Origin of the sequence: Actinosynnema sp. NPDC059797 (assembly GCF_042732085.1) — a bacterium.
In the GTDB taxonomy this organism is placed as follows: domain Bacteria; phylum Actinomycetota; class Actinomycetes; order Mycobacteriales; family Pseudonocardiaceae; genus Actinosynnema.
On sequence record NZ_JBHWIE010000379.1, the window covers coordinates 2,908 to 6,480 of the forward strand.

General features: G+C 74.8%; 5 protein-coding genes. 2 read left to right on the top strand and 3 right to left on the bottom strand.

What is annotated here, in order from left to right:
* Positions 1 to 187: 187 nt before the first annotated feature.
* Positions 188 to 1,003, bottom strand: coding sequence for an ABC transporter permease (locus tag ACFV4N_RS37630; RefSeq protein WP_499677447.1), 816 nt, complete (start codon positions 1,001 to 1,003; stop codon positions 188 to 190).
* A 214-nt stretch (positions 1,004 to 1,217) separates the two neighbouring features.
* Between ACFV4N_RS37630 and ACFV4N_RS37635 the strand changes: the two genes are divergently transcribed.
* Both ACFV4N_RS37635 and ACFV4N_RS37640 read left to right on the top strand, forming a co-directional pair.
* Entirely contained in the window at positions 1,218 to 1,703 is a 486-nt protein-coding gene (locus tag ACFV4N_RS37635; RefSeq protein WP_499677448.1) for a TetR/AcrR family transcriptional regulator, read from the top strand.
* A 95-nt stretch (positions 1,704 to 1,798) separates the two neighbouring features.
* On the top strand, positions 1,799 to 2,281 hold the full coding sequence (locus ACFV4N_RS37640) for a TerB family tellurite resistance protein (RefSeq protein ID WP_499677449.1): 483 nt from the start codon (positions 1,799 to 1,801) through the stop codon (positions 2,279 to 2,281).
* A 2-nt stretch (positions 2,282 to 2,283) separates the two neighbouring features.
* On the opposite strand, the gene ACFV4N_RS37645 is transcribed toward ACFV4N_RS37640, so the two are convergent.
* Complete coding sequence (locus tag ACFV4N_RS37645; RefSeq protein ID WP_499677450.1) at positions 2,284 to 2,955, bottom strand: 4'-phosphopantetheinyl transferase family protein; 672 nt, start codon at positions 2,953 to 2,955, stop codon at positions 2,284 to 2,286.
* A 5-nt stretch (positions 2,956 to 2,960) separates the two neighbouring features.
* Positions 2,961 to 3,573, bottom strand: a 613-nt coding sequence (locus ACFV4N_RS37650) for a hypothetical protein (RefSeq protein WP_499677451.1), incomplete at its 5' end; no start/stop codon positions are given.

Consider the following 3,573-nt stretch of genomic DNA (forward strand, 5'->3'; position numbering starts at 1 on the left):
GTCCCCTGGTCCTTGACCAGCAGGGTGCCGTCGGCGAAGTTCTGGTAGGCGACGCGGACCTTCGGCCGCTCCCCCGAGCCCGGGGACGAGCCGCCGACCCCGCACGCGGCCAACACCGGTGCGGCGGCGAACAGGGACAGGACCGATCTGCGGGTGACGGACATGGTGGTGCTCCCGGTGTCGGCGCTCACGCCCGCCCGCGCCACGGCGAGACGGCGCGTTGCAGCGCGAGGAGGGCGGTGTCGATGAGCAGCCCGGTCACGCCGATGACGACGAGCCCGAGCAGGACGACCGCGGTCTGGTTGTAGCGCTGGGCGTTGAGGACCATGCCCCCGATGCCGTCCGCGCCGTTGACGGTCTCGGCGGCCACGACCGAGCTGTAGGCGATGCCCACGGCCAGCCGCACGCCGGTCAGGATCTCCGGCGCGGACGCGGGCAGCACCACCGTGGTGACGACGCCCAGCCGGTTCGCGCCGAGGGCGTGGGCGGCCTCCACGTACTGCCGGTTGACCCCGGTGACGGCGGCCGCGGTCGCCACCGCGACGGGCGGGAACGCGGCCACCACCAGCAGGTACACCTTGGGTTCCTCGTCGATGCCGAACCAGATGACCAGCAGGCTGAGGTAGGCCAGCGGCGGCAGCGCGCGCAGGAACGTCACGAACGGCTCGGCCACCGCGCGGACGACCGGCACCAGGCCCATGACCAGCCCGAGCGCGACGCCGATCAGCACGCCGTAGCCGACGCCGTAGCCGACGCGGCGCAGGCTCACGCCGAGCCGTTCGACCACAGTGGACCCGGCGTAGCCGCCCTGGCCGTTGCCCGGGTCGGACGCGGAGAGGAACTGGTCCCACACCTGCCCGGGACCGGGCAGCACGGCGGGCGGCCAGAACTGCGCGAGCACCAGCAGCTGCCAGATGCCGAGCAGCGCCGCCACGGCGGCCACGCGCACCAGCACCGAGTGCGGCGCCGACAACGCGGCGGCGCGGCGTTCCTTCTGGGCCATGGGAAACTCCGTGCGGTGGCGGGGAGGGCGGTCGGCGGCGAATGTACAGAAGTACACATGGCCCGATCCGCTTTCCCGCTCCGTGGACACCGGCGGCGGAAGTGCTTGCGCGAGAGGGGATCTCATGGGATCAGCACGGCGGAACGATCCCGACAGGCGGGAACGCATAGTGCGGGCGGCGGTCGACGTGATAGCGGGGTCCGGGCTGTCGGCCTTGACGCACCGGGCCGCGGCGGCGAAGGCCGACGTCCCGCTGGGCTCCACCACGTACCACTTCGCCGACCTCGACGAGCTGCTGGTCGCGGCGGTGCGGTTGGTGGCCGAGCGCAACGTGGCGAGGTTGCGCCGCTGGGCCGATTCCCTCGGACCGCGAGCCGATCTGCCCACCGAGCTGTCGGACTTCCTGGTGACGCTGGCGACGCGGCACCGGAAGACGAGCGTGCTGGCCTACGAGCTGTACAGCGCGGCCCTGCGCCGCCCCGGCCTGCGGGAGGCGAGCACGGCGTGGGACGCGATGCTGACCGAGGTGTTCGCGCGGCACGTGGCCGAGCCGACCGCCCGGGTGCTCACCGTCCTGTTCGACGGCCTGCTGCACCAGGCGCTGGTCTCGCCGAGCCGCCCGGTGCGCGCCGACTTCGAACCGGCGCTGCGCCTGCTGCTCGGACCGGCGGACGACGGCCAAGATCACCCGCACGCGTGAGGCGAGGGCCCCGTACGGGTGTTCGGGCACTGCTCCCGTTGCCACGCCGCCACCCCGGCGTGGACGCTGGCGGCCCCGCCCCGAAGGAGGCCGTCATGACCGCCGAGCCCATGGTGCCGGTGAGCGGGTTCGCCCGCGACGACTACGGGATCACCGCCGCGAGCGAGGCGGCGATGCGCGACTACGGGTACGTGCTGCTGACCATCGCCGGCGCCGACGGCGAGGTGACGCCCGCCGAACTCGACTGGTTGGTCGACCACCAGCGCAAGTTCGGCGCGCCGCAGCACGTCGTCGACGACTACGCCCGCTTCGACCACCGCGGCGCGGACCTGCGCGCGCTGCTGACCGGCATCCGGGTCGACGTGCCCACCTGGAAGGCCGAGCGGCACCTCGTCTACCACGCCATCCGGATCTGCCGCGCCGACGGCTCCTACGGGGAGGCCGAGCGCGCGAAGGTCGAGCACGCGGCGGAGATCCTCGGCGTCGACCGGGACGTCGTGCTGCTGCTGCACGCCCTCGTGGACGCGGAGGACTCCCTGACCGCCATGCGCAAGGCCGTGTTCGGCACCGAGACCTGAGCTCAGCCCGCGCGCGTCCGGGCGCCGTGCCCGGCCAGCAGCGGCACGGCGTCGAACGGCGCCACCTCCCACGCCGCGTCGGTCAGCAGCGCCACCGACGCGGCGTAGCCGGGCCCGGCGTCGAGGTCGTGCAGCGCCACGGGCGTGGCCGGCGGTTCCGGCGCGGTCCACCCGAGCAGGCGCGGCGGCTCGTCCGGCGGGCTGACCCGCACCGCGCCCGGCGGCACCGACAGGCCGTGGCCGGTGGCCTTGAGCACCGCCTCCTTGCGCGCCCACGCCAGGTGGAACCCGGCGACGGGGCAGCCGGCCAGCTCGGCCACGCGCGGGTCCACCGGTCCGGTCTCCTCCACGTCCACCCCGACGTCCGCGCCCCGGGACAGCGCGACCACCACCCGGTCACCCGAGTGCGACACGGAGAAGTGGACGCCGCGCGGTTCCGCCAGGCGCGGTTTGCCGTTGGCGCAGCCGCACCGCTCGCACGACGCGGTGAGCCGCACCGCGGTCGGCGAGGCGCCCAGCTCCCGCGCGAGCAGCAGCCGGACCAGGGCCCGGCCGGTGACGTGGCGCAGCAGCGCGCCCCGGTCGCGGAACCGGTCCAGCCGGGCGCGCTCGCCCGCGTCGAGCAGCCCGGTCAGCCCGTCGACCGGGCGCGCCCACCACACCTCGCAGCGCACGGCGCTCAGCGCACCGCCTGCGGCGCCCGCAGCAGCGCGCGCATCCCGTCGAAGCACTCGTCCAGGTCCCCCGACAGGGAGAACTCGTGCACCGGCAGCCCGCCCAGCAGCCCGCGCAGGTCCTCCTCCACTGCGGCGAGCACAGCAGGGTCGGTCTTGCCGGTGGCGAAGTCGTCGCGGCAGCGCTCGACGGCCTCGTCCACGCCCAGCGGCCGGACCCCGGTGGAGCCGTCGCGGACCAGGAACACCGCCGCCCCGGGGCGGGTGCGCGGGCGCAGCCGGTCGGACAGCGAGTCGGGCAGGCGCACGCGGCTCTTGCTGCCGTCGTCGATCTCGCTGACCAGCGCGCCGTCCAGCACGGTGGCGCGCTCGACGGTGGCGCGGTCGAGGTAGACGGCCCGCGGGTAGCCCCACACGACGCCGGGCTCGTCGTCGAGGTGCCGGACCATGATGTCCTCACCGCCCAGGTCCGCGCCGCGCTCCAGGCACCAGAAGCTGAACGTCGACTTGCCCGTGCCGGTGGGCGCGGACACCAGGGCCACCTCGCCGTCGAGGCCGACCGCGCCGGCGTGCAGCGGGTAGTGGCGGGGCGAGCGGCACACCAGGTAGAGGAACAGC

What these genes read in the sequence shown, in the direction of transcription:
- ACFV4N_RS37640 (WP_499677449.1), top strand. Translation starts at nt 1,799, where the DNA reads ATGACCGCCGAGCCCATGGTGCCGGTGAGCGGGTTCGCCCGCGACGAC.
- ACFV4N_RS37630 (WP_499677447.1), bottom strand. Translation starts at nt 1,003, where the DNA reads ATGGCCCAGAAGGAACGCCGCGCCGCCGCGTTGTCGGCGCCGCACTCG.